The following is a 26,524-nucleotide window of genomic DNA, read 5'->3' as shown; positions in this document are numbered from 1 at the left end:
TTACCACTTGAAGAAATACCTATGATCCAGATTACTTTGCCAGACGGCTCGACACGTGACATTGCAGACGGTTCTTCTCCGCGCGATGTTGCCGAGAGTATCTCTAAATCTCTCTCCAAGCGTTCTATCGTGGCAACGGTGAATGGTGAATTATGGGATATGGCGCGCCCGCTTGAGGGGGACAGCAAACTTGCTTTGCACTCAAAAGATGACCCTGAAGGTCTAGAACTTATCCGACATGATGCGGCGCATATTCTAGCCCAAGCTGTACAGAAACTTTTCCCTGGTACACAGGTCACGATTGGTCCTGTGATTGATGACGGCTTCTACTATGATTTCGCGCGTAAAGACGCGTTTTCATCAGATGACTTCGCTGCCATCGAAAAAGAAATGAACAACATCATTGATGCTGACTACCCCATCGTCCGCGAAGTGTGGGACAGAGATGAAGCAATCAAGATGTTCAAAGATATTGGTGAGCTTTACAAAGCTGAATTGATTGAAGATTTGCCATCCAATGAAACAATCACAATCTACCGACAGGGGGATTGGTTTGATTTATGTCGTGGTCCGCACTTACCATCGACAGGCAAGCTACCTAAAGCTTTCAAACTGATGAAATTAGCGGGTGCTTATTGGCGTGGTGATAGCAATAACGCAATGCTTCAGCGCATGTATGGAACAGCATGGGCATCCGAAAAAGACCTCAATGCCTATCTTGTCCGTTTGGAAGAAGCAGAGAAGCGTGATCACCGCAAGTTAGGGAATCAATTGGATTTATTCCACTTGCAACCTGAAGCTCAAGGCTCCGTTTTCTGGCATCCAAATGGCTTTATGATCTGGCGTCAGCTTGAAGCTTATATTCGCCGCCGTCAGGATGATGATGGATATGTTGAGGTGAAAACACCGCAACTATTGAATTCGGTTTTCTGGGAACAATCAGGTCACTGGTCTAAATTCCGTGAAAATATGTTTGTCGTCCCAGACGAAATTCCGTCTGTGGAAGATGACGGTCCAGTTCTTTCTGGAGAAGGGGAGTTGATGGCCCTGAAACCGATGAACTGTCCTGCTCACGTGCAGATATTCAAGCAAGGGACACGCTCATACCGCGACCTGCCTATGCGTATGGCTGAGTTTGGGTGTTGTCATCGGAATGAACCGCATGGAGCATTGCATGGTATCATGCGTGTGCGTCAGATGACGCAAGATGATGCGCACATTTTCTGTCGTGAAGATCAAGTGGCTTCTGAAACCCTACGTTTCTTGAACCTTTTCAAGCGTGTATATGGTGATTTTGGTCTTACACAGATCAGCTATAAGCTTGCAACACGCCCTGAGCAACGTGCTGGAAATGATGAGACATGGGATCAAGCTGAGGGTGCGCTTGCCACTGCTTTGAATGAAGCCGGGCTCGATTTTGAATATGCTGAGGGTGAGGGTGCCTTTTATGGCCCTAAACTTGAATTCCACTTAACGGATGCGATTGGCCGTACTTGGCAGTGCGGTACTTTGCAGCTCGATTATGTGCTTCCTGAACGCTTGGATGCCACTTATGTAGGAGATGATGGAGAGAAGCATCGTCCTGTTATGCTGCACCGCGCCGTATTTGGAACTTTTGAGCGCTTTATGGGGATTCTCATCGAAAACTATGCAGGTGCATTCCCAATGTGGCTTGCGCCTACTCAGGTTGTGATTGCTACAATTACAGGCAAAGCTGATGAATATGCGACGAAAGCCGCAGAAAAATTGCGCGCCAAAGGCATTCGCGTTGAACTAGATCTTCGCAATGAAAAAATTAATTACAAAGTGCGTGAACATTCTCACCAAAAAATTCCGGTGATTGCAGTTGTAGGTATGCAGGAAGCAGAAGAAGAAAAGCTTGCACTCAGACGGTTTGGTGCGGGCAATGGCCGTCCAGAAGTTATTTCATTGGAAGAGGCTTGCCAACTGCTTTCCACTGAAGCCACAGCGCCAGATTTACGCTAACGTATGAATTCGCAAACCTTGCTAATTGGCAGGGTTTGCGTGTTAAGTATTGGAGGGGGAGTACAACATTCTTGTTGTGCATCGGTTAGTAAAGTGAAGTAGATGTCGGCCATTCCTTGGTTATTTGCTGCTATTGTGTGGTTGCCAGTCTCATTCGCTGGGGCATTGGGATTTGTGCCACTTGTTGGAATTATTGGAATTTCAGCGCTGTTTTGTAAAAAAGAACTGCAATTCTATCCCTATATAGGTGTGCTGATCGTTGCAATTATCTATGCTGCGATCACTTCTCTTTGGTCCCCATATACAACTCCGCTGGTGGATATTAATTTCGCGAAAGGTGATTTTAATGTTCGCTCTGCCGTTCTGCGAATAGCATTGATTGCTATTTTTGGGGGAATTGCTTTGGCGGGGGTACAGAAGATTGCATCAAAACCATCGCAATGGGCGATAAATACGCTCATTGTGAGTTTGGTATTGCAGGGGCTTAGTTTGGTTATCATTATGCATAACCGAGAGGCCGTTTATGATCTGTTTGAGCCCTTAATCACAGATGAAGCATCCGCAATCTTAAATCTCAGTAGGAATGCCACCACTTTCGGGATCGGTGCGATTATCCTTATGAGTTTAATTCATAATTCTAAGCAATATCTTGGAGCATTCAGGGGCTTGGTTTCTGCCGTGTTTTGTTTTTCAACGGCTTATTACTTGAATTCTTTAAGTGCTACGGCGGCGGCAGTTGCAATCGTGATTGCGTGGTTATTTATGTTCTTGCCTCAGGTGTGTGGAAAATATACATTTCGCGTAATAGGATATGGAACTGGTGTTTTTGTCATTCTCTCACCAGTAATTTTTAGCGTTTTAATAGCAGTATTAGGAGATAGAAAAGAAGCGTTGGAATTGTCTTTCCTTTGGCGCGTTGAAATCTGGAGTGATGTTATTCGTCAGACCTCAGATGCTCCTATTTGGGGCAGAGGTCTGGATGCGCTGAGGACATTTGATGCAGTTTTCCAAGAAGGTGTATGGAAAGGTGAGCGGATAATTCCGTGGCATGCCCATAATATGTTTTTACACATTTGGGTCGAAACAGGGTATGTCGGAGTTTGTTTAGTTGCACTGGCAGTGTTTTTGTTGGGACGCAGGCTGCCAGCACCATCAGAAATAGGGCCGAATGCTGCATCAGCCGCATGTGGTCTGTGGGCAGGGTGTTTAGCCATATGCACTTTTTCTTTCAGTCTGTGGAATGACTGGTGGTGGGCGTTAGTCGTTGTGGCGGTGGGGTTCGTGATTTTGTTGCGAAATGCGTGGGTCGATGAATAGTATAGTATTAGTAAAAGGGCGGAATACATGATTAACCAAGCAAAAACACGTTCCATATGGGCGTTGGTAAATCAGTCTATTGAAAATCTTCCGTCAGTCTCTGCAATCATTGTTTCTTATCACACCGGACCAGCGCTGCGTGATTGCCTTGACGCTTTGATAACTGACCCTCAAATCGATGAAATTGTGATCGTTAATAACGGTAATCCACCGCGCGATTTAGGTTTTTTGAACAGGTTTGCCGATAGATACAGAAGTCGAGTTCAGCTCATTAGTGGTCATGGAAATGTTGGCTTCGCCAGAGGTTCTAATCTGGGAGCGCGGCAAGCGACAGGTGATCGCATGCTATTTTTAAACCCAGATGCTATATTGAGAAGAGGGTCGGTTGCTGCTTTGGAAGAGGCTGCTGAAAATCGTGCTGAACCTTGGATCGTAGGGGGACGTATCTTTGATTCAAAAGGTCGAGAGCAGCGGGGCGGACGTCGTCGTATGTTGCGCCTTACATCAGCAATGGTGACCTATACCGGGCTAAGTCTGTTTGAACGTCTTCATCCGATTTTCGCCGATGTGAACCGTTTGCGTGATGCGCCACCTGTTGGCCCAGTGGAAATGCCCGTCGTTTCTGGTGCTTTGATGTATATGTCACGAAATGGCTTTGAATTACTGGATGGCTTTGATGAAGACTATTTCTTACATGTAGAAGACATCGATATTTGTCGACGGGCTCAAGAAACGGCCAATGGCGGGGTGTACTACACGCCCTTAGCGGGGGCGCTGCATCATGGAGGAACAAGTGATGCGCCCAATTATAAGATTGAGTGGCAGAAAGCGTGGGGACTGGGGCTGTATTTCCGTAAGTTTGCAAAGGCACACCCAGAACGCATTTTGGCCTGTATGCTGATTCCGTTGTTTGCAATCTTGTTGATTGGACGCAGCCTTGGTCGCTCCACAATAGGCGGTGCCAAGCGAGGATTGCGTAGCGGGCGCTGGAAACTGTTTAAACCTGCACGCGCTTGAGGCTGCTTTCATTTTATTGGCGACAGCGAAGCGGGTGCAGCTAAATTAACTCGATGAATCTGCGCAATTTGTTGGATTTACAGCGATTGCGACAAGTTCGGACGCATCATTGTTTGAGTAATTTTTCACAAACTCACGAGATATCTGTACGCAACGGTCGGCAGATGCAGCTTGAGAAATAATTTCTCTAAATGCTTGTAAACCAACAGGTTTATTAATGTTGATTAGCCAAACAGGGCGCGCATCTTCAGCAATTGGCGGCAGAGTAGAGTTCGCTTTGGGCGGAAGCAATATTTTCCCATTCAACGAAAAAACGAAACTCGGCTCTGCATAAGTTATCGCGCGTACTTTGCTGGGGGGCGTTGCGTAGGCGCATTCTATAAGGGTGCGTTTGTGGGCTGCGCTGTCTTTAGGGAAGCCGCAGACACCTTCTAGCGCTTTCATCGCTGCGTCTGTTGCAATCACCCATGTTTGATTTGGCAAAATGACTGTGCGCAGGCTAACGCCAACGACGAGTGCACATACGACAAGGCTGATCAATGCCGCATCAAACTGTTGTTTTATAAAGAAATAAGCTGTGGATACAGTCACAATTATCGCCAATGCGAAAGGCCATATAGGAGCGCCAACTGCCTGCCAATCAGCATTCCAAACGCTCATCACTCGAAGGGCTTCACCGCCAAAATCACTGGCAGCGTCATTGCGCAATGCGGCCAGCCCCCATGGAGATAGAATGGCCAGAAGGACAAGTGATCCGATCCCAAACAGCGCGAGAGATAGCCAGCGGCTCCAAGCTGGAGGGGCATTTTTATTGTTTGAGAGGAAGTAATCTAAGGCTATACCTGCCATCATTGCCAATGCTGGGTATGTGGGCATTGGATAATGGGCGAGTTTCGTTGGCATGGCCTCAAAAACGATCCAAGTTGGGATTGCCCAAGCAAGCAAAAATTTCCAAGCAGATAGTGGAATTGGCTTGTTCTTGGTTGTCTTAACTGGTTGAAATGCTTGTTTAAATGTTAAAGCTAGCCCGGGTATAAGGAAGAGTATGGAGGGCCACATCATGAGGGGAAGGCCAAGCAAATGCGTGCCTGGAGGGGCGCTGTGACCTTCTGCACCGGAGACGAGTTTGGGGCCAAGGTCTACTTCTACAGATTCATGCAAGAATGCCCCATCTGTCGCAAAGTGGACCGCGATGAACCAAGGCAAAGCTATCCATATAAATAAGATTGGGCCGGGCCAAAATATCAATGGTTTCAGCCAGTTGTATCTGCGTTCCCAAAGTGCCAGCCCTGCTATAGCAAGCCCTACGACCATAGGGGCGACGGGACCTTTGATGAGTACCCCCCAAGCAAGGGCAAACCAAAACACGATTGCAAGCACTTTATTGCCAACAGCATAGGGCTTGCTCCCCCCCTTGCTTGTGGCCTGCTGTGTGTTTGCTCTTACTCTGAACTGCGCCAGACATGCCATTGCTAGGGCTATGAAACCCACCATCGCAGCGTCTGTCTTAGCGATGTGTGCTTCTGACGACAAAAGAAGCGTCGCGCCAAGCAATATGGATGATATGAGCGCACCACGTCGTGAAAACATACAAGAGGCTGCCCAGAAAGTTGAAAGAGCAGCTAGGATTGCACCTAAAAATGAGGGGACACGAAAAGCCCAAATTTGACGATCATCCACATCAGAAAGACTTGCGACACTCGCGGCCTGGAGCCAATGGATCCCGACAGGTTTTTTATTGCGTAAGCCATCGTGAAATCGGATCACAACATAATCATCTGTTTCCAGCATTTGCGAAGATGCTTGCGTGAAACGGGCCTCATCGCGATCCATCACGGGCATTGAGAAAACACCGGGGAGTGACAACACAGCGAGTAAGAGAGGGATCACGATATAGGGGCGAACCCCTTTGGCGAGCGTGTCGAAAATTTGCATCGGCGTATCCTGAAACTTTCTGTCTGGGACAAGTGTGCAGACGAAAGGTGTGTTTGGCAAATCAGTATTTGGTGTCTTTGAACATGCTATGGCTTTTGACGCCATAAAAAATTGCAATTAGCACTCATGCAGACGTCACATTATTTGTGAGGAGGCCTAAGGGCGTGGTATGTAATTTTCGCATGTTTTTTATTTCGTTGTCTAGGCAAATGCCTATAAACACGATTTAAGCCCCTTGTAATCCCTGCGTGGGAATGTCTGGATGGGTCAAATATAGTGTTAGTGTATCGGGAAAAGGCGTAGAAATTGTCTGAATTAAGCCAATCAAAAGAAGTCGCACAGGGCGCTCTTGAAATTTCTGTTGTTATTCCTGTTCACAATGAATCGGGGAATGTGGAAATTCTTGTTGCTGAAATTGCAGAAGCACTTGATGGGCGCGCCTATGAGATGATTTTGGTAGATGATGCATCTACTGATGATACCCGCGCAAAATTAGTGGCTATGAAAGATAAATTCCCAGCATTGCGTGTTGTTGGACACCGCTCGAATGCAGGTCAAAGCCGTGCTATTCGAACAGGTGTATTAGTTGCAAAAGCCCCCGTGATAGCGACACTTGATGGAGATGGACAAAATCCTCCAGTAGATATCCCTGCATTGGTAGCAAAACTCACGCGCTCTGATGGTCCAAGCAATCTCGCACTTGTTCAAGGTGTACGTGCCAAGCGCCAAGATTCTTCATGGAAAAAATTCGGTTCACGTCTTGCAAACCAAGTACGTCAGAAGCTTCTTAAAGATGAGCATAGTGATTCAGGGTGTGGTGCGAAGGCATTTAAACGCGACGCCTTTATGATGCTCCCTTATTTTGATCACATGCACCGCTATATGCCTGCTTTGATGAAGGCGGAGGGCTATGAGGTGGAAGCTGTGCCTGTGAGCCATAAACAACGCGAGTTTGGTATTTCTAAATATACGAATCTTGGTCGGTTAGCTGTGGCCTTTTCCGATTTGCGCGGTGTGTTATGGTTGAGAAAACGTCGTCGTCACCCAGGGGGGATGGACGAACTTTAATAGAATTTCCTTTGCGTCACCTTGCATCATAGCGGCGTATAGGTGAGCTTGGGACTTTCAAATGTTTGATTTTTTGGTTACGGGTGCTGCTGGACGTTTGGATGACAAATCCTCAAAATCGTCTAAGCAAAAGACAAAACCATCTGACAGGGGACAAGGCATGCGCGCACTTTTTGGAATTTTTCCGCTGCTTTCTATTCCAATCATTATTTATAACCTGCTTGCTTTTTCACGCAGTGCGGATGATCCAGCGGTTCAGGTTGTTGATGGTGCGGCAGTGGCATTAGATAAAACGCCTCACATGTTGAAGCTATTGAATGCGCCTGTGTGGAATATTCCGATGGTTGCCGACAATACAGAATGGGCCATTTCATCTGGTGACATATTGCTTATTCTTGGACTTGCATTCTTGTTTATGGAAGTTTTGAAATCCACAAGCACAGGCGCAGCAACAATCATGAACCACGCCGTGTCGATGTTACTGTTTATTGTGGCGCTCGTTGAGTTTTTGCTGTTCAAAAATTTCGCAACCTCTGTATTCTTCATCCTATCGATCATGTGTCTCTTGGATGTATTGGCCGGTGTTGTTGTAACAATTGTATCAGCCCGTCGTGACTTTGCGGTCGGTGAAGGGTTTGGAAGGTAGAGTAGGTGTCCTCAATGGCGCTCTTTTTTGACTATGACTGGTTTGACGATCGGTTGAAGTCGCTTGGACTTGGACGTGATAGTCTTGCACGCAATTCAGGCATGTCGATTGATGAAGTCGATATGATTTTTGATGATCGTCGTGCAATTAGTGTTTCTGAAATTTATTCATTTGCTGACACATTGTCTGTAAATCCAGAAATCGTCGCGAAATATTGCGGCGTGGGCGATCTTGCGCAGGAAACCAAGCGACAAGATAAAGCTGACAGCTTCAATCAACCAGATGAAAATGGTGGTGGTGTAAGCCGTGAAATGATTATGGGACTGCACGAGCGTATAGATCGCATAGAAGGCTTGTTGGAGATGGTGTTGACCAAGCTCGACAAAAACGGCCGCTAGGAAGAGTTTTATTTAGACTTTATCTCAAACGTAACAATGAACGCTATGCGCTATGTGAGTGCAGCGGACGCAGATATGGGTTGACGATTTTGTCATAAGCCTTCTCTGCAGCGATATCATTGCTTTTAAAATTTTTATTAAGCTGATTTTCTTGTTGCCCGATAATGTGGGCAACGAAGATTGCACTTGGTAGCGTTGTGGGTGTGCTTGTATTTGTTGCATCCGCATGACCGCTTGTGTGCTGAGCACGTTGTTGGGAATTTGTGCGTGCTTGCTTGCGGCGATCATATTGACGACGCTCTTGTGCTCTCACACGACGATCTTGTGTGTGTTCCGTATAACGGCGTGTGGTGGAGTTCACCGGAGAGAGAGAAGAGATTCGCATAACCAATATCTAGCAAAAAGCTTGCCACCTGTTGAGGGTGGATTGGGTAGCCAGATGATTGTTGTCGCGAATAAGTGTTAGTTGTTCTTCGCCAATTGTTCGATCTGGCGCTGCATATCTGCCATTTGTTGTTGCAGCGCACTCAAAGCAGCAGATGTTTCTTCACTTTTCTCAGTGTGCGCCTTGTTTTTACCGACGTTGGGCGCACTTTCTGGGTGAGTTTTTTCTTGTGAAGGTGTGGATTCGGCACTCGAATTTTGAGCTTTGAGAGGTGCGGTAAACATACGCATCGTCTCTTCAAAGAGCGAAATATTGTGCCTAATCTGGGTTTCGAACACAGAAGACCCACTTGAACTGGGGGCTGTTTTCTCCATCTGCTCACGCCATTTTTCTTGTTGGCTTATGAAGGTATTCATTGAGAGCTCAAGATAGGACGGCAAAATTGATTGCATACTTTCGCCGTAAAGTTGGATAACTTGGCGCAAGAAACTGATGGGCAAGACGCCTTCTTCTCTGTTTTCTTGTTCGAATATAATTTGAGTAAGTACGCTGCGGGTTAAATCTTCTCCCGTTTTTGCATCTTGAACAATAAAATCCCGCTTTTCTCTGACGAGTCGGGCTAAGTGTTCTAGTGTTACATAGGCGCTTGCATTCGTATCATAGAGACGACGATTGGCGTATTTTTTGATAATGATCTTATCGGCGTTCCCAGTGGACGTCGTCATATCGGTTTCTTCCAAAACTATAGGGGCATACAGGCTTGCCCGGATCGTTCGTGCGTTTTATCTCGAATCGTCTTTCTTGATGACAGGCTTACTATTGCTCTGCACAAATCGCAAATGGACCTACCATTCATAGCCTATAAGTAGATATCTTCAATTACTATCATAATATGACTTGTGCTGCGGTGCAACATGGTATTTCCTATGGAGACTGACCTGCTGCTAATTGGCGCGATAAATAATGAGCATTGCAAAAGATAATGCCGATCGCGACCGAGGCTGGGGATGACAAAGAATGTCAGTTACGGGAGAGGCATAATGAGCAAAATAGCATTGGTGACAGGAGGTACGCGCGGGATAGGGCGTGCAATTTCTGAACATTTATTGAAAGATGGATTTACGGTTGCTGCAAATTATTGCGGCAATGACGCAGCTGCAAATGCGTGTGCTGAGGCGTTGGGAATTCACGTGTTTAAATTTGATGTGGGCGATTATGATGCGTGTCAGGCTGGCGTGAAAGCAATAGAAGATACGCTGGGGCCGATTGATGTGTTGGTAAATAATGCAGGCATCACCCGCGATGCAATGCTGCACAAAATGAGCAGATCCCAATGGGATGATGTGATCCGTGTGGATTTAACATCTGCCTTCAACCTGTCGCAGGCTGTTATAAATGGTATGCGTGAAAAAGGGTGGGGGCGCATTGTCAATATATCGTCGATCAACGGGCAAAAAGGGCAAATGGGGCAAACAAATTATTCAGCTGCAAAAGCTGGATTGATAGGTTTTTCTAAAGCTCTGGCTTTGGAAAGTGCGCGTAAAGGGATCACGGTGAACACGATATGCCCAGGATATACGGACACTGAAATGGTAAGCGCGGTGCCTGAAAAGGTGTTGGAAGGCATTGTTTCATCAATCCCTGTTGGGCGACTCGGGAAGGCTTCTGAAATTGCGTCTTGTGTGTCTTTTTTAGCATCAGATGGTGCTGCATTCGTCACAGGGGCGACTTTGGCGGCGAATGGTGGGCAATATATTCCATCATAGAAACAATCATAAGGCCCGATTTTCGATATAAATTTAGGGTTAATAACTTAGGCTCACTATTGAGAAAGAAAGAAGCGGTATTGGCAAACATGTCTGCTTCTTTCTAAATTGATAGCAATTCTGCCTAAAATCTGCCCCAGTCGAAGGGCCTTATGAGACTCATGAAACACCCAAGTCGAAACATCTCTCGGATTATTGTGGTCGGTGCAGCTTTGACGACATGTTTAAATGCGCCTGCTATTGCTTATAATCCGCCACGTGCATCTAGTGCTGATCTTGTCTCCATGTTGAATGCGCAACTGGCTCCCAATACGCGGCCGGCTTATTATCTGGATTCGTCGTCGGGAAAGCGGTTTTTGTTCGATAGGACCGGACCGCATGCATTGCTTCAGTATGAAGATGATGGCGAAGTGTATGCTTTGAATACAAGTAATGGGCCGCGTGGAGATCAGTTTTATCGTACGGATACGGGACGGTTGTTTTTGCGTGTAACTGAGTTGGGCAATGTCATCGTATTCCCTATGGGGGATCGACAAGGTGCTCCTACATCGCTTGATGCAGGATCTGGTGCGATCATACCACCGCCACACCCCGCTGATTTCATCGCTGAGCTGGAATTGCTGTCTGAGCAGATGACGGATGTGTTGGGGGTAGCGCCCACCATTACAGTGAATGCGGACCTTACTAATTATGCCGATTGGACGCTTGAAGCTGTGCAAACAGCATCTAAAGGGTTGGCGCGCGCGAAGGCTCGTAAAGACATTCGCGTAAATGCAATATCGCTACGTTTAGGTGAAAAAGCAGGGCTTTCCATAGAAGGGGAGCAGCTTCTTATAGCTGTTGCACCTGCTGATGGTTTTGCTGGGCGTCCTTCATCTGAGGCAATAGTTCGTGCTTTGGCGTCCGCGCGATAAAGGCAAGAATTTAAAAGTCGTCTTTCATTTTTCGTAGTAAAGCGAATGTTTCTACACTATCCGATTTGGTGCCAAGTTGGGTTTGTAAGAGGCTGTCGTCTGAACGTAAAAACGGATTGCATGCTTTTTCTGCGGACATAAGAGTGGGAATTGTTGGCTTATCTTGCTGACGTAAGGCGCGTGCGGTGCGCGCGTATGCTTTTAAATCTTCGTTATTTGGTTCAACTGATTCAGCAAATTTAAGATTGCTGAGTGTGTATTCGTGCGCGCAATATATTTTGGTATTGTCGGGGAGGGCGCGAAGCTTTTGTAAGCTATCCCAGAACATTGTTGGATTTCCCTCAAACATGCGTCCACATCCGAGCGCGAATAATGTATCGCCTACGAAAGCCGAGGAAATTGCAGGAATATAGTAGCTGATGTGTTGAAGAGTATGCCCGGGCGTAGCCAGAACAAATACATCCAGTTCACCTAGTTTAAGTGTTTCACCTCCACTTAAAACAGTGTCTAATGGAGCTGTGAGGCGGGATTTTACTTCTTGGGGGCCCCATATGTCGCATCCAGTTTCTGATTGAATTTTTGCGTTTCCACCCGCATGATCGGGATGCCAATGCGTGTTCCAAATTTGAGTAATTTTCCAGTTGAGGGACTTTGCTTTTGCGAGGATTAAGTCTGCATCAGGAGAATCAATACAAATCGTCTGTTTTGAGGCAGGGTGATGAATTAAGTACCCATAATTGTCGCTTAAGCACTCAAACATGCACACAATTGGAGCAGTTGACGGTGAATCTATCATTTTTTGAGTACCTATATTCAGTTATGAGAGTGAGATAAGGTTAGATAGTATGCAATTATTCTTGGAGGGAAAAGCGTTTGCGCGTTGAAGTTGGGCGTTTGAAGGCATTTTATGGAACGCCGCTTGGAAAAGCAGCGCATAATATGATTCTGCGCCGCATTGAGGCTATATGGCCGCACGCAGATGATCTTGACGTTCTTAGCTTTGGCTATGGTCAAGATTTCCTCAATACATATTCTCAAGACACCCGCCGCGCTATCAGTGCCGCCCCTGCTGCACAAGGGGCGGTCTGTTGGCCATCTGCCGAGCAAAGCTCCACAACTCTCGTGGAAGAGGACCGTTTACCCTTTGCGGATGCTGTGTTTGACCGCATTTTGGTGATTCATGGGTTGGAGGACGCAGACAATCCCGATCGGTTAATGCGTGAATTATGGCGGGTTGCAGCACCTGAGGCACGCATCTTAATGGTAGCTGCAAACCGATCTGGATTATGGTCTCAAGCTGAAGCGACGCCATTTGGACATGGGCGTCCGTACACGAAGAAGCAGTTAGATGGTTTGCTGCAGAATGCAATGTTTCAACCTACAGCGTGGACACGTGCACTATACGCACCGCCGCTAAGTTGGAAATTTGTGACGTCTGCAGCGGAGGCGTGGGAAAAGACTGGCGAGATTGCTTGGTCGGGTTTTGGCGGCGTGTTGATGGTTGAAGCTATCAAGCAGCTGTATATCGATCCCAAACAGCCAAATGCCCAGCATTCTCATGTAAGGAAACATTCAACTGTAAGTGTTGTTCAATCAGAGGCGTTACGTTCAAAATGTAACGCCGATGAGGAAAATGAGACGCATGTTGCTTGAGTTGAGTAATTTAGACGGACTGAGGAGAGCAAATACTCCAAAGTTCTATTTTTTTAAGAAGGAGAGACGCTATGAAACTCATTACTGCAGTTTTTAAACCAAGTCGTTTGGATGCCGTTCTTGATGCGGTCACAGAGGTGGGTGCATCTGGTGTGACTGTTTCTGAAGTACGTGGATATGGTCGTCAGCATGGTAAAACAGAAGTATACCGTGGTGCGGAATATGAAGTTCGCTTATTGCCAAAAGTGAAAATCGAAATTGCTACATCAACTGATCTTGTTGAGAAGGTTGTGGAAGCTATTTCTGGCGCTGCGAACACGAACAAGATCGGTGATGGTAAGATTTTTGTATCAGACCTTGATAGCGTTCTGCGTATCCGTACTGGTGAGCGCGATGCGGCAGCACTCGTAGGTTAAGCTAGACTGATATCTCTCTCTGAAGCGCCAAATGCGGATTGCACTTGGCGCTTTGGGGGCTGTTGCTTACGTAAGTAAGTAATATTATTCGAGCACCAATATGGCTTCTTTGGCAAATAAGTTTAGCCATTTCAGGTTGCCCAATTCCGAACCATTATTAGGCAGGCTGCAAGCATCCGTTATGGTGAGGCCCAGTGATTGAGTAAGATCAGTCATGTCCAAGAGTGTACATGGACGCCGTGCGCCTTCTTCATACCAACTTGAAACCCGGCCAGGGGTGGGCATGCGCCCCGTTGTAAGCAGGGTGAGGCGCGTTCTCCAATATCCATAATTGCGGAATGAAATGACAATCCGTTTTGAGATCCGAGATAGTTCTTTGATAACTAAATCTGGATTCCCAAGTTCCTGAACTGTTTTTGATAAAATTGCGCAATCAAAGGCTTTATCAGGGTAGACAGCAAGATCGACATTCGCATCACCTTGAACAACTGATAACCCCTTTGAAACACAAAGGTTTACCCCAGATTGAGAGTACTCAAGGCCTTGGCATCGTGCAGATTTTTCTGCTCTGAGCAGTTGTAGCAATTGGCCATCGCCACAACCAACATCCAAGACGCGGTCACCTGTATTAATGTATTTGGCAATGGCTTGGTGGTCATCACGCCGGTATCGAGGTGCCCCTGTGTTAATCCCCATTAATTGGCTCCACCATTTTCAGAATTTGAAGGTTTGGCAATATTGTGTGTATCGGCTGCTGAGGAAATAAACCCAGCTAAAGCCGCTTCAAATTCTGGTTCTTCAAGCAAGAAAGCGTCATGCCCCTTCGTTGTTTCCAGTGAGACATAAGATGTTTCTATGTCTGCAGCGTTCAGGGCGCGCACCAAAGCTTTGGATTCGTCGGGGGTGTAATGCCAATCTGAAGAGAATGAGAAAACACATATACGGGCTTTGATATTGGAGAGGGCGTTTTCGGTATCCAATAGATCAAAATAGTCCATTGCGCGGGTGATATAGAGGTATGAATTTGCATCAAAGCGATCAACAAATGTTGCACCTTGATAGCGTAGATAGCTCTCAATTTGGAAATCGGCGTCAAATCCAAAAGTGAATTTGTCTCTGTTTTGTAAGCGACGATCGAATTTCTGTTTCAACGCTTCTTCAGACACATAGGTGATGTGTGCAGCCATGCGAGCCACGCCAAGACCTCGATCTGGGCGGGTTCCTTTGGCAAGGTAGGCACCGTCACACCAATTAGGGTCCGCCATAATTGCTTGGCGTCCAACTTCGTAAAAGCCGATATTCTGCGCTGACTGACGCGCGGATGTGGCGATTGGAATAGCTGTTTGTACGCGATCTCCAGCTTGACGGGCCCATTCGAGTACTTGCATGCCACCCATAGAGCCACCCATGACGCAGAATATCTTGTCGATGCCAAGATTATCTAGCAATGCGATTTGGGCGCGCACCATGTCTGCTATGGTAATGGTTGGGAAGCGCAATCCATATGGTTCTCCATCGGGAGCAAGGGAGGCGGGGCCTGTGGAGCCCATGCATCCCCCCAGCACGTTCGTTGCTATAACGTAAAACCGATTTGTATCGACGGGTAGGCCGGGGCCAATCATTCGGGGCCACCATGCGGGACGTTCTGTAATTGGATTGGAGCCAGCAGGGAACTGATCGCCCGTTAGTGCGTGACATACAACAATTACATTATCTTTATTGGGCGATAGCGTGCCCCATGTTTCAAAGGCTATGTCCACGGGCGCAAGTGTTTCACCACTATCAAGTTGTAGTGGCTTATCGGGGTGAGTAATCCTGCGTCGGCGAAGCGTAGAGGCTCCGTCTATATTTTTTAACTGTTGCATAGGCACTCAAGTAGTGGGATTTTTGATAAAAGCGAGAGGAAGGGATGGGGCTGGGCTAAAAAAAGAGTCGTTTAGCTATAAAACCTATATTTTCTGTTCGATCTACCCCTGATCTTTGATGTGCAATGCCTATACTCGTGTGAAGTTGTTGCTGAATTTGCGATACTGGAGGTCTAAATGATTTTCCCCAATGTTTTGTTCGATGCCATTTTTATGGCTGTGATGGCAGGTGCTGCGAGCATGCTTGGCGGCGCATTGGGACAAGTCAGTTTTATAAAGAGAGACTGGATAAATAGCGAGCTTCGACATGGAATCCTAGCTGTGGGCGGAGGTGCGTTGGTAGCGGCGGTTGCGTTGGTGTTGGTGCCGGACGGGATGGAGTTGTTGCCGGCTTGGGCGGCGGTGTTGAGTTTCTTGCTGGGTGCTTTTGCTTTTATGCAGCTTGATCTCTATCTGGCACGCAAAGGGACACCTATCGCGCAGCTTATTGCATTGTTGTTGGATTATATCCCCGAAACCATTGTTTTGGGTGCGATTATTACTGAAAACTATAGCAAGGCTGTTTTCATTTCTGTGATTATGATGGTGCAGAATGTGCCTGAAGGGTTCAATGCTTACCGCGAATTGAAGGGGAATAAATCGGGTGTATTGGCCAAGCACATATACCTTACCTTTGCGGCTGTTATAGCTCTGGGGATCGTCTCCGCATGGGTAGGTGTGCGTGTGATAGAGGACAGCAGTAGCCTATTGGGCGTGGTGATGTTGTTCTGCTCTGGCGGTATTCTCTATTTGGTTTTTCAAGATATCGCACCAGAGTTAAAACTGGAGAATAGTCACTATCCAGCTTACGGAGCTGTGCTTGGATTTGCGGTTGGGCTAATCGGGCATAGCTTTGTGTGATTGCTAAGGGGGCTGAATGTCAGAATGAAAGTTCCTAAGCTGACAACATCTCTTTGCTTTTCAAGAGATAGGGAATTTATCTGGTGATAGTAAGAAAATGGTGGAGCCAGACGGAATCGAACCGACGACCTCTTGCATGCCATGCAAGCGCTCTCCCAACTGAGCTATGGCCCCATATTCTACGCAAAGCATAGTAAACTTTCGTAGTAGGAAGCGCGTTTGTTATACTGCGTTTCAGGCTGGATCAAGTGTTTTTTATCCCGAAGGGGATCAAGAATGACTTTCATTTGAAATATCACTTACAAAGAAGCCCGCATCTTATTAAAAGATACGGGCTTCAATGTGAATTTATTTAATGAATATTCTAGTTGAGTTTTGAATCGTCAACATCGTCATCAAGGTCTAGATCAACATCATCATCTAGATCTGGAATATCATCATCGTCATCATCTACGATAGACATACCAGCTTCATCATCATCGTCGATTTCGTCTTCGACTGTTGGTTCAGCTTTGCGCGGCTTACCGCCTGGTGTGTCATCTTCTTCATCATCCGTGAGGTTGATGTCGTCAGCTTCAGCGTCGATTTCTGGCACGTCTGATGTGTCATCATCATCATCATCGTCGTCATCATCATCCGGTGAGCGCGCTTTTTTCTTCTTGTTGTCGTCTAGGTCGTCATCTAGATCGTCATCTGAATCATCTGCGTCCTCTGCCTCTTTCCCCTTACGGCGTTTGCTAGTAGTAGCGGCTATAATCGGGTCATAGGTATGACCGCACTTTGGACAAATGGCTGGACTTTTTTTTAGGTCATAAAATTTGGCTTCGCATTCCGGACAGGTTTGCTTTTCACCGAGATCTGCTTTTGACACGTTGGAAACCCTCTAAAAATCTTTGTTTGCGGGCGGTTGCCATGTTAATGCGCTGGTGTAAAGCGCTAGATGACAATCTAAGTAGATTCTTTTCTGATATGACAGTGATTAATACAATACCAACAGGAGCATTCTTTTATGCGCGCTACTTCTAAACCAATTGCCCGCCTTGATGGCGCTTTGCGTGCTCCTGGGGACAAATCTTGTTCACACAGAGCGCTTATGTTCGCTGGATTGGCGGAAGGTACAAGTGTGATTGAGGGGCTTCTTGAAGGAGAAGATGTTAAGGATACTGCCAAAGCTATGGCGGCTTGTGGGGCGCATGTAGAGCGTTTATCCCTGCGCCGCTGGAAAGTTACGGGTGTGGGCGCAGCAGGATTGAAAAATCCAGAAGGTGTTCTGGATATGGGAAATTCTGGAACAGGCGCACGCCTTATGATGGGACTTGTTGCGGGGCAAAAATTAAAAGCAACTTTTGATGGTGATGTGAGTTTGCGGTCACGTCCAATGGGTCGCGTATTGGACCCATTATCTGAAATGGGGGCTAAAAACGAATCAAATGGTGGTAAATTACCTTTGACGCTAGAAGGTGCGCCTTTAACAGCTATTGAATACACACCTCCACACGCTTCTGCACAGGTGAAATCCTGTGTCATGCTGGCAGGACTTGGCGCGACTGGTACGACAATCGTGAATGAGCCACGCAAAACCCGTGATCACACTGAGCGTATGTTACGTGCTTTTGGCGTGACAGTGGACGTAGAAGAGAAAGATGGCGGTACGCGTGTTTCACTTGAAGGCGGGCAGAAGCTTGTAGCGACGAATGTCGATATTCCGGGCGATCCTTCTTCTGCGACATTCCTATGGGCTGCTGGTCTGCTTGTGCAGGAGGGGAGTGTGTCAGTTCTGAATGTGATGGAAAATCCAACACGTGATGGACTCGTTCATGCTGCTAAGGCGATGGGTGCTGACCTAGAAGTGACTAAGACGGGCGAGTCCGGTGGGGAAGTGATTACAAGAATCACATCTAACCCTTCCAGCTTGAGCGCAAAATCACCGGATATGGCGATCGTGCCAGCGATGATTGATGAATTTCCCTTATTTGGTGTGCTGGCAGCTTTTGCAGATGGCGATACATTAGTGACAGGTGCGGAAGAGTTGCGTGTAAAAGAATCTGACCGGATTACAGCGACTGTAAACATGCTCAAAGCTAATGGTGTGCATGCTGAAGAACGTCCTGATGGTTTCCTTGTTAAAGGGTGTGGACGCGGCGGTGTACCGGGGGGCGGCGTTGTGAATGCTTGTCACGACCACCGTATAGCAATGTCTGCTTTAGTGATGGGATGTGCGGCGAAGGCACCTGTGAGTGTGGATGATATTTCTGCAGTTGCGACAAGCTATCCTGACTTTTTTGCGCACATGCAGGCGTTGGGCGCGGATATTGAGCAGGGTTAAAGCAAATGATAATTGCGATTGATGGGACGCTTGCGTCTGGTAAAGGCACATTAGCGAAACGTCTCGCGGCGCATTTCGATTTGCCGCATATGGATACGGGCGCGCTTTATCGTGCGACTGGCCTAGCGGCAAGTTTGGCTGGCGTTGCATTGGATGATGAAACTGCGTGTGCTGAGATTGCAGCAAAATTGGATCTAAGCGCTTATGCTGATGCAGACCTTCGGACAGCGCAGGCAGGACAGGCTGCTTCAAAAGTCGCGGCATTGCCGACTGTACGCACGGCATTGTTCAATTTGCAACGTGACTTTGCGAACCAAAAAGGCGGGGCTGTGCTTGATGGTCGGGATATCGGCACGGTTGTTTGTCCTGAAGCGAATGTTAAATTTTGGGTAGATGCGACTGTTGAAGAAAGAGCGCGTCGCAGATGTCTTGAATTGGAAAAGGCTGGTAAGCCAATTTCAATTGAACAGATGACGATTGAGCTGAAAGAGCGCGATATCAGAGATAAAACGCGGGAAGTGGCCCCCATGAAAGCAGCGGAGGATGCGCTGCATATAGACACAACGCACATGACGCCTGATCTGGTTATGCAGGCCGCGTTAAAGCATATTGCGCAGAAGCTGTAGAATTTGCTTTGTGTTTGTCGAGTTTGAGTATGCGGGATAAGCAATAAAAAAGGGCAGTTGAAATCGGAACGTTTCAACTGCCCTTCATCTGTTTAGATATGAGTGTTTACAGGCCAGCTTCGTCCAATTGCTTATCTAAGTCTTCAAGGAAGATCCCGAAGGCTCGTTTGTAAGCCAATCTCCAATTTGCATCACTTGCAATTTGCGCCTTGTTCATGCTTCTTGCAGAGGGGGAGATGGTTTGATCTACGCTGCCGGAGAAGTTCAGTTCACTTCCAACTATAGCTTCAAATTTGACGACGAAAGCACCGGGCGTAAACCATGCCCAGAAGTCGGATATATTGACTGCTAGCTGTATTGGCGCAGAAGGGTTATCAGTGACGGTGTAGCCACGGCTTTCGAGTCCTTCTACCAATAGTTTGCGCATTTCGTTTTGAATTGTGCCGCCCTCGGGGAGTGCGACCATTCCCATACCTTTGCCGTAAGAATTGCGTTGTCGACCAATGAGTTTCGACAAGTCATCTTTCGACATGTCCTCAAGTGTTCCCTTTACTGAAGGCGTTGAGGGTTCTTTTGGTTTTTGCTCGAAAGTGCGTTCATCTGAAATGCTGGCAATATAGATTTCTCCACTTGCCGTCTTGTCATTGGTGTAGCTGTCCATAGCAAGATCGACGGAGCGCGTTCCTGTAACGCAGCCTCCAAGTAACAGTGCAAAAGCTGCTACGATAATGTTCAACTTCATGAAGTCCCCCTAGAGTTGTGTTGAGGGTTTTGTTGAGCATTTGTTGCTGCGAAATGCAACTTAAAACATGAATATACGTGATGGAAACGTGGCTGTGTACTTCAATAGTTGTTGCTTGAGGTGTATGTGTGTATCTTGAGAGAAGATAATTTTGCGAATATCGACGTGAAATTGGGCAAAACTTACTAATTTTGTTGTGATGCAAAGAAGTTGGCTTTCGCATTAAAATGCTTTATTGGCCTTCAATTCTAGCGCTAAGCCTTGACTCACGGGCGATAGAGCGGGATACCGCCCGCTTCTCCATTGGAGAATGAATGCTGAAGCTACATGGTGTAGCGAGACCGCCGGGGCAACCGGCTGGCCTGTAACGACGATATATTTTGGAGTGTTGATGTCTGACTTAGACTCGATGAACCCGAGCACCGACGATTTCGCCGCGATGTTCGAAGACAGTTTTTCCGGCAGCCAGATGATGGAAGGCCGGGTTATCCCAGCTACTGTCACAGCTGTAGATAGCGACTTTGTTGTTGTTGATGTCGGATTGAAAACTGAAGGCCGTATTCCGGCTCGTGAATTTTCCCAAGATGAAAAACGCCCTGAAGTTGGTGCGTTGGTTGAAGTTTTCCTTGAGCGCATCGAAAACGCGCTCGGAGATGCTGTTCTTTCACGTGATAAAGCACGCCGTGAAGAAGCATGGAACCGTCTTGAAGGGCAGTACGCTGCTAAAGAAACTATCAAGGGTGCAATTGTTGGCCGTGTTAAAGGTGGTTTCACCGTTGACCTTGGCGGCGTAAACGCATTCCTACCTGGTTCTCAAGTTGATATCCGTCCAATCCGCGATGTTGGTCCTTTGATGAACCAAGAGCAGCCATTTGCTATTCTTAAAATGGACCGCCCACGCGGAAACATTGTTGTATCTCGTCGTGCGGTTCTCGAAGAATCACGTGCTGAGCAACGTGCTGAGATCGTGGGTAACATGGGTGAGGGCGAGCAGCGTCGTGGTGTGATCAAAAACATCACTGATTACGGTGCATTCGTTGACCTTGGCGGAATTGATGGTCTTCTCCACGTCACAGACATGTCTTGGAAGCGCGTATCGCACCCAAGCCAAGTTGTGGAAGTTGGTCAAGAAGTTGAAGTTCAGATCATCAAGATCAACCCAGACACACAACGTATCTCTCTTGGTATGAAGCAATTGATGTCAGACCCATGGGATGGCGTTGCAGCGAAATACCCATTGGGCTCTAAATTGAACGGTAAAGTGACAAACATCACTGACTACGGTGCGTTCGTTGAGCTTGAAGATGGTGTTGAAGGTCTTATCCACGTTTCTGAAATGAGCTGGACGAAGAAAAACCTACACCCAGGCAAAATCATCTCTTCTTCTCAAGAAGTAGAAGTTATGGTTCTTGATGTAGACAGCGACAAGCGTCGTATCTCTCTTGGTCTGAAACAAACTCAAAACAACCCATGGGAAGCTTTCATTGCAGAGCACCCAACTGGTACTGATGTTGAGGGTGAAGTTCGCGGTATCACTGAGTTCGGTATGTTTATCGGTCTTGGCCCTGAGCTTGACGGTATGGTTCACATCAACGATATCGACTGGAACCGTTCTGGTGAAGAAGCAATTCAAGACTTCAACAAAGGCGACACTGTTAAAGCACGTGTTCTTGATGTTGATGTTGAGAAAGAGCGTATCTCTCTAGGTATCAAGCAGCTTTCTGGTGACCCGATTGAATCTTCAGACGTTCGTAAGAACAAAACAGTGACTGTAACTGTGACTGAAGTGACAACTGGCGGTATCGAAGTTTCCTTCGGTGATGAAGGTCAGGAAATGACTGCATTCATCCGTAAGTCTGACCTATCTCGTGACCGTGCTGAGCAACGCCCAGAGCGTTTCAAAGTTGGTGACAAGATGGACGCTCTTATCACTCAGTTCGACAAAGCATCACGCCGCGTTGGTCTGTCAGTGAAAGCGCTTGAGATTCGCGAAGAGAAAGAAGCTGTAGAGCAATATGGTTCAGCCGAATCAGGTGCGTCTCTTGGTGATATTTTGAGCGCGGCTTTCAACACAAGCGAAGAAAAAGAATAGTTCACCCGCTAAAAAGGTGGTCGGAATCGCGATTCCGATAAAAAATTAACGATAAGGCCCGAGAAGTACTTGCTTTTTGGGCCTTTTTCATTTCAACATAACGTCATGCTCCGTTCAGAACTCATATTACGTCTATCCGAAGAACGTCCCGAAGTACGCCCACGTGAAGTGGAACGTATTGTGGATGTTATTCTTGATGACATCGCGGCGGCCCTGGAAGCAGGAGACCGCGTGGAACTTCGTGGCTTTGGTGCTTTTTCGGTTCGCAAGCGTGATGCGCGCGCCGGACGCAATCCACGAACAGGTCAATCCGTTAGCGTGGAACAAAAATTCGTACCCTTTTTTAAGGCGGGTAAAGAATTGCGTGCACGCTTAAATAATGGTGAAGACCCAGAAGACAGATAACGATACCTGATGTTGCTTTATTAGCAATTAGGTGCCTAAATGAGCCTCTGCAAAGTTGGAGGTTCATTGTGCTTTATCGTTCGAAAAATATATTCAGAAATTCAATTTGTGTTTTTGGCCTTCTCTTCGCGGGATGCGCAGCAGGCAATTCCGGTAACGATGAACATAAATCCCGGAGTGTATCCTCTGATGACGCCAATTCGGCAGTATTGGGGGTGGCTGTCCTGGGGCATGATGAGAATGGGAATATAGAATATGAGCTTTCCTATGATGGCTTAGAGCGAAGTTATATTGTTCATATTCCGCCAAATTATACTCCTAACGAAAAATCAGCACTCGTAATGTCTCTTCATGGGCGCCCCGGCACCAATCATTCACTGATGAAGAGCCAGCGTTGGGAGGAGGTAGGTGATCGAGAAAATTTTGTTGTCGTTTATCCTCAAGGGGCCAGCGTTGAATGGAGGGGGAAAGCGGTAACCCATTGGAACGCTTTGAATATGGAGACCGGTGTGGATGATGTCGGCTTTCTAAAGCATGTTGTTGATAGGGTTCATGCAGATTACGGTACTGATCCAAAACGTGTTTATGTAGCGGGCTTCTCGAATGGTGGTATGATGGTGTCTCGTTTGGTTTGTGAGGCGGGGGATGTTTTCACTGCGATGGCATCTGTTGCAGGTGTCGGCTCTACTGCTCACACAGACTGTGTTCCTTCAGACGTCACGCCAATTGCTTTCATTCACGGTGAGAAAGATGAACTCCCACCTGAGCAGGGGCGAACTAATAATTCCCGTCCTGTGCAGGAAACGCTTGATATGTTTATAAATGCGTATGCGTGTTCAGTGCAGCCTGAGGTTCGCCAGCTTGCGGATGTTGATAAGGCTGATCAAACACGTACAACGCACTATAAGTATTCGGGTTGTCGCAACGGGGCGAGCGTTGAATATTATTTTATCGAAAATGGTGGGCATACTTGGCCGGGAAATAAACCTGCGCCGCGATTGGGAAATACATCTCAGGATTTTAAGGCGACCGAAGAATTATGGTCGTTCTTCAAGCAATATAGAATGGAATAATGAAAGTGTAGAGGCTTCGCCTTCCTCAGAAGCCTCTGCATAGGAGTGTTGCGGTGGAATTTCAAATGTGTAGTTTGAGGTTACAAATGATTCGAACAATGGCGTTAGAGTCATAGTTTTAGGGGTAAAATTATGGGCATGATTTCCGAATTTAAAGAATTTGCGATGAAGGGCAACCTTGTCGATATGGCTGTTGGTTTCATCATGGGTGGCGCATTCGCAACTGTGGTGAAGTCATTTGTGACTGACATCATCATGCCGCCAATTGGTTTGCTATTGGGCGGCGTTGATTTTGCTAACTTGAAATACATATTGAAGCCAGCCGATGCGGAAGCAGGAACAGAAGCCGTTGCAATGAGCTATGGTGTGTTCATTAACAACACTATTTCATTCTTGATCGTAGCTTTGGCAGTGTTCTTTGTGATCAAGGGTATGAACAACCTCAAGAAAAAAGAGGAAGAAGCACCAGCTGAGCCGGAAGCACCGCCTGCTCAAGAGGTTCTTCTTACTGAAATCAGAGACTTGCTTCGCGCGAAATAGTCGTTTATAGATTAACTCATGTAGAGTCATGAGTAGATTACGAAAGGGCGGCCTGAATGGTCGCCTTTTCTGTTTTATACGCGTAGTATTCTTTGTGTACTGTATATATATTTGGTCAAAATTTTCTGTCGGTGATGTAAGTCTATGAATACAGTGAAAATTTGTGGCCTAAAGCAAGAAGCGATGATTGAAACCGCTATCGATGCGGGTGCCGATCATGTTGGCTTTGTACATTTTCCTAAAAGTCCGCGCCATTTGGAGTTAGCCCGTATAGAGGAGCTGGCCCATTTTGTCGGGAAGAAGGCTTTTTCTTGGGTCGTGTTAGCAAAGCCAAGCGTGGAATTACTTCTAAAGATAGCGCAAGATCTGCCTAGCGTTGCGGGCATTCAAGTACATGGCGCTTTGGATGCAGATATGCTGGCTCAGGTCCGAGCTGTGAGGCATGATCTAAAAATCATGCGTGCTTACTCCGTATCGCTCACAGGTGATCTTCCTACGCAAGAAGAAATGCGCTGCTATGATTATGTGTTGTTTGATGCAAAACCAAAGGCAGATGATAAATTGCCCGGCGGGAATGGAACGCGCTTCAACTGGGAAATAATGCAGGGCTTTCGCGCGCCTGTGCCTTGGTTTTTGGCGGGTGGATTGGATGCTGAAAATGTGCAAATTGCAATTTCTCAATCTGGTGCAAAAATGGTAGACGTCTCGTCTGGCGTTGAGGCTCAACCCGGCGTAAAAGATGAGAAGAAAGTCGAAGCATTCATCAAAGCTGCTAGATTTGAATAAATGCCGCACAATGTGTGGCTGTACCTAGTGGCAGATGTTTTTTACAAGAATTTTGCTTTAAGCGTAGCGCATTGGCTGTGATCACGCTAACTGACAACAGATTATTGGTTTAGAAGGAAGTTTCGTCATGGACACGCGCAATACTTGGGATAAATGGCCAGACGAAAGCGGGCGCTTTGGTGAGTTTGGTGGACGTTATGTTGCCGAAACACTTATGCCGCTTATTCTGGACCTCGAAAAAGAATATAATGCCGCTAAAGCTGATCCTGAGTTTGAGAAACTCTATCGTGGTTTGATGCAGGATTATGTGGGCCGTCCGTCAGCAATGTATTATGCTGAACGTTTGACCGAGCATTTTGATGGCGCGAAAATTTACTTCAAGAGAGATGAGCTAAACCACACGGGTTCGCACAAGGTAAACAATTGCCTTGGGCAGGTGCTGTTAGCTCTGCGTATGGGGAAGACACGCATTATTGCTGAGACGGGTGCGGGACAGCACGGCGTGGCCACAGCGACGATCTGTGCGCGTTTTGGGCTACCCTGTACTGTGTTTATGGGTGCAACAGACGTTGAGCGCCAAAAACCCAATGTTTTCCGGATGAAATTGTTGGGTGCTGAGATTGTTCCTGTGTCATCGGGAACGGGGACGTTGAAAGACGCAATGAATGAAGCGCTGCGTGATTGGGTAACCAATGTCCATGATACATTCTATGTTATTGGAACGGCGGCTGGTCCACATCCTTACCCAGAAATGGTACGTGATTTTCAATCTGTTATTGGGCGTGAAGCCAAAGCACAAATTCTAGAACGCGAAGGGCGTCTTCCAGATGTTGTAATGGCGTGTATTGGTGGGGGGTCAAATGCTATTGGCTTGTTCCATCCATTCCTAGAGGATGAGAGCGTGCGTATGATAGGTGTGGAAGCATCGGGCCATGGAATTGAGACAGGTGAACATGCCGCTGCATTGAATGGTGGTGAGCCGGGTATTTTACACGGAAATCGTACATATCTTCTGCAAGATGATGACGGTCAGATTATAGATGCGCACTCAATCTCTGCTGGGTTGGACTATCCGGGCATTGGACCCGAGCATTCATTCCTTAAAGATACCGGTCGTGCCGAGTACCTGACTTGTACTGACAAGGAAGCGCTTGATGCTTTCCAGCTCTGTACACGTCTAGAAGGTATTATCCCAGCTCTTGAGCCAGCGCATGCGATTGCGCGGGTGGGGGATGTTGCCAAAGAGCTTGGAAAAGATGGTCTTATCATCATGAACCTATGTGGTCGCGGTGATAAAGATGTATTTTCCGTCGCGGGTCACCTTGGGATTGATATTGATTAGATGGCAAACATTCTTCTCATTCGTATTAATTGCCCAGATGACCGATGCGCTGCCGCTATTGGTGAAACGCTGATTGTCAAGAAATTGGCTGGTTGCGTAAATATCGATGGACCTGTTGAGGCGGTCTATATGTGGGAGGATGAGCTTGTTCGAGAAGACGAATGGGTCGTTTGGGCAAAAGCACCACAAGATAATTATAGCAAAATCGAAGCAGAAGTGATCGATATGCATCCGCACGAAATTCCCGCAATACTTGCATTGCCTTGCATTGAATCAAATGCGCGCTATGCAGATTGGCTAACCACAAACACGAAGTCATAGAATTT

General features: G+C 46.9%; 28 protein-coding genes and 1 tRNA gene. 20 read left to right on the top strand and 9 right to left on the bottom strand.

Annotated features, from left to right (window positions below):
- Positions 1–21 precede the first annotated feature (21 nt).
- The 3 genes from thrS to ACFQS8_RS08290 all read left to right on the top strand — a co-directional run bounded on the left by thrS (position 22) and on the right by ACFQS8_RS08290 (position 4,320).
- Positions 22–1,986, top strand: a complete 1,965-nt coding sequence (gene thrS, locus ACFQS8_RS08300; RefSeq protein ID WP_382166850.1) for a threonine--tRNA ligase — start codon at positions 22–24, stop codon at positions 1,984–1,986.
- 102 nt (positions 1,987–2,088) lie between these two features.
- Positions 2,089–3,303 carry an O-antigen ligase family protein gene (locus ACFQS8_RS08295; RefSeq protein WP_382166849.1) on the top strand — a complete coding sequence of 405 codons (1,215 nt, stop codon included), beginning with the start codon at positions 2,089–2,091 and terminating at the stop codon, positions 3,301–3,303.
- Positions 3,304–3,330: 27 nt separating this feature from the next.
- Positions 3,331–4,320: a glycosyltransferase family 2 protein gene (locus tag ACFQS8_RS08290; protein ID WP_382166848.1), complete on the top strand. Its 990-nt coding sequence runs from the start codon at positions 3,331–3,333 to the stop codon at positions 4,318–4,320.
- 45 nt (positions 4,321–4,365) lie between these two features.
- Here ACFQS8_RS08290 and ACFQS8_RS08285 read toward each other — a convergent pair whose 3' ends face one another.
- Positions 4,366–6,255: an ArnT family glycosyltransferase gene (locus tag ACFQS8_RS08285; RefSeq protein WP_382166847.1), complete on the bottom strand. Its 1,890-nt coding sequence runs from the start codon at positions 6,253–6,255 to the stop codon at positions 4,366–4,368.
- A gap of 306 nt (positions 6,256–6,561) precedes the next feature.
- Here ACFQS8_RS08285 and ACFQS8_RS08280 point away from each other — a divergent pair, with 306 nt between their 5' ends.
- From ACFQS8_RS08280 to ACFQS8_RS08270, 3 genes are all read left to right on the top strand, one after another.
- Positions 6,562–7,323, top strand: coding sequence for a glycosyltransferase family 2 protein (locus tag ACFQS8_RS08280; protein ID WP_382166845.1), 762 nt, complete (start codon positions 6,562–6,564; stop codon positions 7,321–7,323).
- Between the two features lie 61 nt (positions 7,324–7,384).
- Positions 7,385–7,969, top strand: coding sequence for a hypothetical protein (locus ACFQS8_RS08275; protein WP_382166844.1), 585 nt, complete (start codon positions 7,385–7,387; stop codon positions 7,967–7,969).
- A 14-nt stretch (positions 7,970–7,983) separates the two neighbouring features.
- A complete protein-coding gene (locus ACFQS8_RS08270; RefSeq protein ID WP_382166842.1) occupies positions 7,984–8,367 on the top strand; it encodes a hypothetical protein in 384 nt (127 codons plus the stop codon).
- A 43-nt stretch (positions 8,368–8,410) separates the two neighbouring features.
- On the opposite strand, the gene ACFQS8_RS08265 is transcribed toward ACFQS8_RS08270, so the two are convergent.
- Together ACFQS8_RS08265 and phaR are read right to left on the bottom strand one after the other, a co-directional pair.
- Positions 8,411–8,752, bottom strand: coding sequence for a hypothetical protein (locus ACFQS8_RS08265; RefSeq protein ID WP_382166841.1), 342 nt, complete (start codon positions 8,750–8,752; stop codon positions 8,411–8,413).
- A gap of 77 nt (positions 8,753–8,829) precedes the next feature.
- Positions 8,830–9,477: a polyhydroxyalkanoate synthesis repressor PhaR gene (phaR, locus tag ACFQS8_RS08260; RefSeq protein WP_382166840.1), complete on the bottom strand. Its 648-nt coding sequence runs from the start codon at positions 9,475–9,477 to the stop codon at positions 8,830–8,832.
- Between the two features lie 315 nt (positions 9,478–9,792).
- Here phaR and phbB point away from each other — a divergent pair, with 315 nt between their 5' ends.
- Positions 9,793–10,518: an acetoacetyl-CoA reductase gene (phbB, locus tag ACFQS8_RS08255; protein ID WP_382166839.1), complete on the top strand. Its 726-nt coding sequence runs from the start codon at positions 9,793–9,795 to the stop codon at positions 10,516–10,518.
- 152 nt (positions 10,519–10,670) lie between these two features.
- Positions 10,671–11,432: a DUF4908 domain-containing protein gene (locus ACFQS8_RS08250; RefSeq protein WP_382166838.1), complete on the top strand. Its 762-nt coding sequence runs from the start codon at positions 10,671–10,673 to the stop codon at positions 11,430–11,432.
- 10 nt (positions 11,433–11,442) lie between these two features.
- On the opposite strand, the gene gloB is transcribed toward ACFQS8_RS08250, so the two are convergent.
- Positions 11,443–12,228 carry a hydroxyacylglutathione hydrolase gene (gene gloB / locus ACFQS8_RS08245; protein WP_382166836.1) on the bottom strand — a complete coding sequence of 262 codons (786 nt, stop codon included), beginning with the start codon at positions 12,226–12,228 and terminating at the stop codon, positions 11,443–11,445.
- A gap of 77 nt (positions 12,229–12,305) precedes the next feature.
- Between gloB and ACFQS8_RS08240 the strand changes: the two genes are divergently transcribed.
- Together ACFQS8_RS08240 and ACFQS8_RS08235 are read left to right on the top strand one after the other, a co-directional pair.
- Complete coding sequence (locus tag ACFQS8_RS08240) at positions 12,306–13,085, top strand: methyltransferase domain-containing protein (protein ID WP_382166835.1); 780 nt, start codon at positions 12,306–12,308, stop codon at positions 13,083–13,085.
- A 71-nt stretch (positions 13,086–13,156) separates the two neighbouring features.
- Positions 13,157–13,501 (top strand): P-II family nitrogen regulator, encoded by a 345-nt coding sequence (locus ACFQS8_RS08235; protein ID WP_382166834.1) that lies wholly within the window; start codon positions 13,157–13,159, stop codon positions 13,499–13,501.
- 84 nt (positions 13,502–13,585) lie between these two features.
- Here the strand turns inward: ACFQS8_RS08235 and metW are convergent, their stop codons facing one another.
- Together metW and metX are read right to left on the bottom strand one after the other, a co-directional pair.
- Positions 13,586–14,197: a methionine biosynthesis protein MetW gene (metW, locus tag ACFQS8_RS08230; protein ID WP_382166833.1), complete on the bottom strand. Its 612-nt coding sequence runs from the start codon at positions 14,195–14,197 to the stop codon at positions 13,586–13,588.
- On the bottom strand, positions 14,197–15,366 hold the full coding sequence (gene metX, locus ACFQS8_RS08225; protein ID WP_382166832.1) for a homoserine O-acetyltransferase MetX: 1,170 nt from the start codon (positions 15,364–15,366) through the stop codon (positions 14,197–14,199). The genes metW and metX overlap by 1 nt, the downstream gene beginning before the upstream one ends.
- Before the next feature lie 177 nt (positions 15,367–15,543).
- Here metX and ACFQS8_RS08220 point away from each other — a divergent pair, with 177 nt between their 5' ends.
- Positions 15,544–16,266 (top strand): ZIP family metal transporter, encoded by a 723-nt coding sequence (locus ACFQS8_RS08220; RefSeq protein WP_382166831.1) that lies wholly within the window; start codon positions 15,544–15,546, stop codon positions 16,264–16,266.
- A 98-nt stretch (positions 16,267–16,364) separates the two neighbouring features.
- Here ACFQS8_RS08220 and ACFQS8_RS08215 read toward each other — a convergent pair.
- Positions 16,365–16,440: transfer RNA gene (locus ACFQS8_RS08215), tRNA-Ala, on the bottom strand.
- Between the two features lie 190 nt (positions 16,441–16,630).
- Positions 16,631–17,137, bottom strand: coding sequence for an FYDLN acid domain-containing protein (locus ACFQS8_RS08210; protein WP_382166830.1), 507 nt, complete (start codon positions 17,135–17,137; stop codon positions 16,631–16,633).
- A gap of 138 nt (positions 17,138–17,275) precedes the next feature.
- On the opposite strand from ACFQS8_RS08210, the gene aroA reads away from it, so the two are divergent.
- Together aroA and cmk are read left to right on the top strand one after the other, a co-directional pair.
- On the top strand, positions 17,276–18,592 hold the full coding sequence (gene aroA / locus ACFQS8_RS08205; RefSeq protein ID WP_382166829.1) for a 3-phosphoshikimate 1-carboxyvinyltransferase: 1,317 nt from the start codon (positions 17,276–17,278) through the stop codon (positions 18,590–18,592).
- 5 nt (positions 18,593–18,597) lie between these two features.
- Positions 18,598–19,218: a (d)CMP kinase gene (cmk, locus tag ACFQS8_RS08200; RefSeq protein WP_382166827.1), complete on the top strand. Its 621-nt coding sequence runs from the start codon at positions 18,598–18,600 to the stop codon at positions 19,216–19,218.
- A 106-nt stretch (positions 19,219–19,324) separates the two neighbouring features.
- On the opposite strand, the gene ACFQS8_RS08195 is transcribed toward cmk, so the two are convergent.
- A complete protein-coding gene (locus ACFQS8_RS08195) occupies positions 19,325–19,960 on the bottom strand; it encodes a YajG family lipoprotein (protein ID WP_382166826.1) in 636 nt (211 codons plus the stop codon).
- Positions 19,961–20,351: 391 nt separating this feature from the next.
- Between ACFQS8_RS08195 and rpsA the strand changes: the two genes are divergently transcribed.
- The 7 genes from rpsA (at position 20,352) to cutA (ending at position 26,519) form a co-directional block, all read left to right on the top strand.
- Positions 20,352–22,052 carry a 30S ribosomal protein S1 gene (rpsA, locus tag ACFQS8_RS08190; RefSeq protein WP_382166825.1) on the top strand — a complete coding sequence of 567 codons (1,701 nt, stop codon included), beginning with the start codon at positions 20,352–20,354 and terminating at the stop codon, positions 22,050–22,052.
- A gap of 105 nt (positions 22,053–22,157) precedes the next feature.
- Positions 22,158–22,457: an integration host factor subunit beta gene (gene ihfB / locus ACFQS8_RS08185; protein WP_382166824.1), complete on the top strand. Its 300-nt coding sequence runs from the start codon at positions 22,158–22,160 to the stop codon at positions 22,455–22,457.
- Between the two features lie 68 nt (positions 22,458–22,525).
- A complete protein-coding gene (locus tag ACFQS8_RS08180; protein ID WP_382166822.1) occupies positions 22,526–23,530 on the top strand; it encodes an extracellular catalytic domain type 1 short-chain-length polyhydroxyalkanoate depolymerase in 1,005 nt (334 codons plus the stop codon).
- Between the two features lie 132 nt (positions 23,531–23,662).
- Positions 23,663–24,070: a large-conductance mechanosensitive channel protein MscL gene (mscL, locus tag ACFQS8_RS08175; protein ID WP_382166821.1), complete on the top strand. Its 408-nt coding sequence runs from the start codon at positions 23,663–23,665 to the stop codon at positions 24,068–24,070.
- A gap of 144 nt (positions 24,071–24,214) precedes the next feature.
- A complete protein-coding gene (locus ACFQS8_RS08170) occupies positions 24,215–24,856 on the top strand; it encodes a phosphoribosylanthranilate isomerase (protein ID WP_382166820.1) in 642 nt (213 codons plus the stop codon).
- A gap of 127 nt (positions 24,857–24,983) precedes the next feature.
- Positions 24,984–26,198: a tryptophan synthase subunit beta gene (gene trpB, locus ACFQS8_RS08165; protein WP_382166819.1), complete on the top strand. Its 1,215-nt coding sequence runs from the start codon at positions 24,984–24,986 to the stop codon at positions 26,196–26,198.
- Complete coding sequence (gene cutA, locus ACFQS8_RS08160; protein WP_382166818.1) at positions 26,199–26,519, top strand: divalent-cation tolerance protein CutA; 321 nt, start codon at positions 26,199–26,201, stop codon at positions 26,517–26,519.
- The last annotated feature ends 5 nt before the right edge of the window (positions 26,520–26,524 follow it).

Origin of the sequence: Hirschia litorea (assembly GCF_042665075.1) — a bacterium.
In the GTDB taxonomy this organism is placed as follows: Bacteria; Pseudomonadota; Alphaproteobacteria; order Caulobacterales; family Hyphomonadaceae; genus Hirschia; species Hirschia litorea.
This window is presented reverse-complemented; position numbering and strand designations above follow the sequence as displayed.

Excerpts from the sequence above, each read along its gene's own strand:
- thrS (WP_382166850.1), top strand. The coding sequence starts at position 22 with ATGATCCAGATTACTTTGCCAGACGGCTCGACACGTGACATTGCAGAC.
- ACFQS8_RS08295 (WP_382166849.1), top strand. The coding sequence starts at position 2,089 with ATGTCGGCCATTCCTTGGTTATTTGCTGCTATTGTGTGGTTGCCAGTC.
- ACFQS8_RS08290 (WP_382166848.1), top strand. The coding sequence starts at position 3,331 with ATGATTAACCAAGCAAAAACACGTTCCATATGGGCGTTGGTAAATCAG.
- ACFQS8_RS08285 (WP_382166847.1), bottom strand. The coding sequence starts at position 6,255 with ATGCAAATTTTCGACACGCTCGCCAAAGGGGTTCGCCCCTATATCGTG.
- ACFQS8_RS08275 (WP_382166844.1), top strand. The coding sequence starts at position 7,385 with ATGTTTGATTTTTTGGTTACGGGTGCTGCTGGACGTTTGGATGACAAA.
- ACFQS8_RS08270 (WP_382166842.1), top strand. The coding sequence starts at position 7,984 with ATGGCGCTCTTTTTTGACTATGACTGGTTTGACGATCGGTTGAAGTCG.
- ACFQS8_RS08265 (WP_382166841.1), bottom strand. The coding sequence starts at position 8,752 with ATGCGAATCTCTTCTCTCTCTCCGGTGAACTCCACCACACGCCGTTAT.
- phaR (WP_382166840.1), bottom strand. The coding sequence starts at position 9,477 with ATGACGACGTCCACTGGGAACGCCGATAAGATCATTATCAAAAAATAC.
- phbB (WP_382166839.1), top strand. The coding sequence starts at position 9,793 with ATGAGCAAAATAGCATTGGTGACAGGAGGTACGCGCGGGATAGGGCGT.
- ACFQS8_RS08250 (WP_382166838.1), top strand. The coding sequence starts at position 10,671 with ATGAGACTCATGAAACACCCAAGTCGAAACATCTCTCGGATTATTGTG.
- gloB (WP_382166836.1), bottom strand. The coding sequence starts at position 12,228 with ATGATAGATTCACCGTCAACTGCTCCAATTGTGTGCATGTTTGAGTGC.
- ACFQS8_RS08235 (WP_382166834.1), top strand. The coding sequence starts at position 13,157 with ATGAAACTCATTACTGCAGTTTTTAAACCAAGTCGTTTGGATGCCGTT.
- metW (WP_382166833.1), bottom strand. The coding sequence starts at position 14,197 with ATGGGGATTAACACAGGGGCACCTCGATACCGGCGTGATGACCACCAA.
- metX (WP_382166832.1), bottom strand. The coding sequence starts at position 15,366 with ATGCAACAGTTAAAAAATATAGACGGAGCCTCTACGCTTCGCCGACGC.
- ACFQS8_RS08220 (WP_382166831.1), top strand. The coding sequence starts at position 15,544 with ATGATTTTCCCCAATGTTTTGTTCGATGCCATTTTTATGGCTGTGATG.
- aroA (WP_382166829.1), top strand. The coding sequence starts at position 17,276 with ATGCGCGCTACTTCTAAACCAATTGCCCGCCTTGATGGCGCTTTGCGT.
- cmk (WP_382166827.1), top strand. The coding sequence starts at position 18,598 with ATGATAATTGCGATTGATGGGACGCTTGCGTCTGGTAAAGGCACATTA.
- ACFQS8_RS08195 (WP_382166826.1), bottom strand. The coding sequence starts at position 19,960 with ATGAAGTTGAACATTATCGTAGCAGCTTTTGCACTGTTACTTGGAGGC.
- rpsA (WP_382166825.1), top strand. The coding sequence starts at position 20,352 with ATGTCTGACTTAGACTCGATGAACCCGAGCACCGACGATTTCGCCGCG.
- ihfB (WP_382166824.1), top strand. The coding sequence starts at position 22,158 with ATGCTCCGTTCAGAACTCATATTACGTCTATCCGAAGAACGTCCCGAA.
- mscL (WP_382166821.1), top strand. The coding sequence starts at position 23,663 with ATGGGCATGATTTCCGAATTTAAAGAATTTGCGATGAAGGGCAACCTT.
- ACFQS8_RS08170 (WP_382166820.1), top strand. The coding sequence starts at position 24,215 with ATGAATACAGTGAAAATTTGTGGCCTAAAGCAAGAAGCGATGATTGAA.
- trpB (WP_382166819.1), top strand. The coding sequence starts at position 24,984 with ATGGACACGCGCAATACTTGGGATAAATGGCCAGACGAAAGCGGGCGC.
- cutA (WP_382166818.1), top strand. The coding sequence starts at position 26,199 with ATGGCAAACATTCTTCTCATTCGTATTAATTGCCCAGATGACCGATGC.